Source organism: Leuconostoc falkenbergense (assembly GCF_014634805.1).
GTDB classification, from domain to species: domain Bacteria; phylum Bacillota; class Bacilli; order Lactobacillales; family Lactobacillaceae; genus Leuconostoc; species Leuconostoc falkenbergense.
The window spans coordinates 1-2,444 of record NZ_BMBS01000077.1; the positions used below are offsets into that span (position 1 = coordinate 1).

Genomic DNA, 2,444 nt, shown 5'->3' on the forward strand with positions numbered 1-2,444 from the left:
TGGTTCAACAACGAAAGAATCAGTCTTGCCAATCAAAAAATAAAAGTTGCCTAATCAGTTCAGCCCTAGATAAAAAACATTCCGAATTATTGACTTATGAGCAACATATTTACTTAATGGCCATAGCCACCAACCTTGTGTAAACATACCAAGGCTACCTTCGATTTCATCACCAAGTATTTTTGTGAAAATATAAATCGTATCGTCATAATTCAGTTGGATAGTGGATTTTAGGGATTCGGCCAATAAAATTTGTCGATTATTAAAGCTTAATGTCTCTAGCTCAGGTTTAAGTAATGATATAAAGTGCTCTTCATCAAAGTTTTCATAGACATTAGATATTTTTTCGGATAAAAAGTAGCCATAATTTACATCATAGTAATCTTTGACTTTAGTTCCCATTTTTTTCATTTCCTTTGGCAAATGATATATAACCATATAATTGTATATTATATTACTGACTCGTTCAATGCACCAGATATGGGATTCACAACCTGATTTGAAGCTGAAGTCATTATCTATCAACTATTTTTAATGATTTCAAGTGGTTTCATTAAGAGTGAGACTGAATTTTGATTATTCAAATTTTCCTATTCGCACCAATAAATTATATTCAATGAATTAAAAGTTTTCATTTATACATTTCTAGAGGTGCTGATGAGAAAAAAGGATTCACTCTAATGCAAACTGTTTCCAAACATAACTCAAGATTTCAAGTTTGCCAATGTTTTAAGTGTAGTCAAAGCCACATTTCAAAAATGTTTGGTTGGCGCAGAAACTTTATAATAGCTGATATGGTGGTTATCCCATCTGGGGATGTGAGAGTATTCGTTCTGAGACACTGCAATATTTGAAAAATAATATTTTAATCGTGATGTCGATCTTTCTGGCATAGTCCGAAAAGATACTACATAGAACAGATTAGAGTGACAAAAGTGTAAAATGTAGGGGGAGTGACAGAAAGCATGGCACAGGAGTGAAATGATAGAGTTATAGCAAATAAAACTGGTGCTTAAGCATCAGAAAATTATTGTCTCTCAGCCAATATAATTCAAAAACGTAATAACCAGACTGAAATATCTACTAATAGCGCACAATTTTTTGTTGCCAAAATAATCAGCTTATCGTATGATAAGTATGTACACAGATTGTGTCGAAACCTCAGTCGGTTAAATGATTGCAAAAATAAGCTTTCACACACAAAATCAATCTAAACTTATTGAGGCTTTTTTATTTGATTACAACGCTAACAATTGATATATTTCATAGTAAAAGTGCCGGCAAGATTGATTTCTAGTCGGTTTTTGTATTGTCAATTTGTAACATAAAAAGCTTGACTTATATACTGATATGTCACGTTTTTTAAAATAAAAACCATTCTCTCAACAGTTGTGAGAAAATGGTCAAAATGCGTTGAGGGGGAGTCGAACCCTCGACCTGCCGGGTAGAAACCGGCTGCTCTATCCAGCTGAGCTACCAACGCGTACTCTACTATGATACCATTTTAGAACGATTCATGAAAGAGTTTTTTTAATTCGTTATTTGATTTATACTAGAATAAGATAAACGTGGAGATTATTTATGAGAAAAGCATTTATTGCATTAGCAGCAATTATTGTTGCACTACTTATTGCATTTATAACATTCAGTCAACAACCAAAATATGCCGGCGTATCAATGCCAAAAGATGACTATCAGCATTTGAAAACGTCACGTTCTGACATAAAGGCGTTAATTAGTGATCTGAACAAATTTAATTATAAAAAGCAGGCAACGATGTCGGCTATTGAAAAAGATGCTGACAAAATTATAAAAAGTAACAGTGGTAATTTAAGCGAGGCTGATGCCCAAACATTGCGTGATGCATTGTATGGTAAAAATGGTATCGTTACAATTGTGAAAGCAGCTCAAACAGGTAAATATAACATTGACGGCAGTGTGGCATCACGTTTTCACGACAAGTTTGATACCATTATTTTAATGTCAGTTAACGCAATCAACAAAAGTTCAGCGCAACGAGCAGATATTGTAGCACAAATGAAAAGTGATTTGAATATCGAACAGGCCATTTATCAAATTGGCGCCAAACATGAAGAATAGTTGAAATATAATAAAAGTGTTGTGACCTAGATTTGTGAGGTTCATAGCACTTTTTTAGCTACATGTAGGGCACAATAAAATAGCACAAGTAGATTAGCATTGCAACTTGCACACAAACGCCAATTATACCTGCGATAATCATGTGAGTATTATGAATAACGATGCCAATAACCAAAATCACAATTAGGATTAAGGTGTAGACAAATAATAATGTGAATGCTGACATGATTCTCCCCATACGCGCTATATGGAGATATTCTAACACAATGCTCGTATACTGAAAATCCGGACCGCTTTATTTCTAGGGCATAATCCGAGATAATCAAGTATAGGAGTTTTTTTAT

General features: G+C 33.7%; 3 protein-coding genes and 1 tRNA gene. 1 reads left to right on the plus strand and 3 read right to left on the minus strand.

The annotated features are described in order from the left end of the window. Nucleotides 1-54 precede the first annotated feature (54 nt). Nucleotides 55-402, minus strand: coding sequence for a hypothetical protein (locus IEU71_RS09895; protein WP_004910803.1), 348 nt, complete (start codon nt 400-402; stop codon nt 55-57). Nucleotides 403-1,409: 1,007 nt separating this feature from the next. Then, a tRNA-Arg gene (locus tag IEU71_RS09900) sits at nt 1,410-1,483 on the minus strand. Nucleotides 1,484-1,581: 98 nt separating this feature from the next. Between IEU71_RS09900 and IEU71_RS09905 the strand changes: the two genes are divergently transcribed. Then, a complete protein-coding gene (locus IEU71_RS09905; RefSeq protein WP_004910802.1) occupies nt 1,582-2,100 on the plus strand; it encodes a hypothetical protein in 519 nt (172 codons plus the stop codon). 58 nt (nt 2,101-2,158) lie between these two features. Here the strand turns inward: IEU71_RS09905 and IEU71_RS09910 are convergent, their stop codons facing one another. Continuing rightward, entirely contained in the window at nt 2,159-2,326 is a 168-nt protein-coding gene (locus IEU71_RS09910; protein ID WP_155816953.1) for a hypothetical protein, read from the minus strand. Nucleotides 2,327-2,444: the final 118 nt, after the last annotated feature.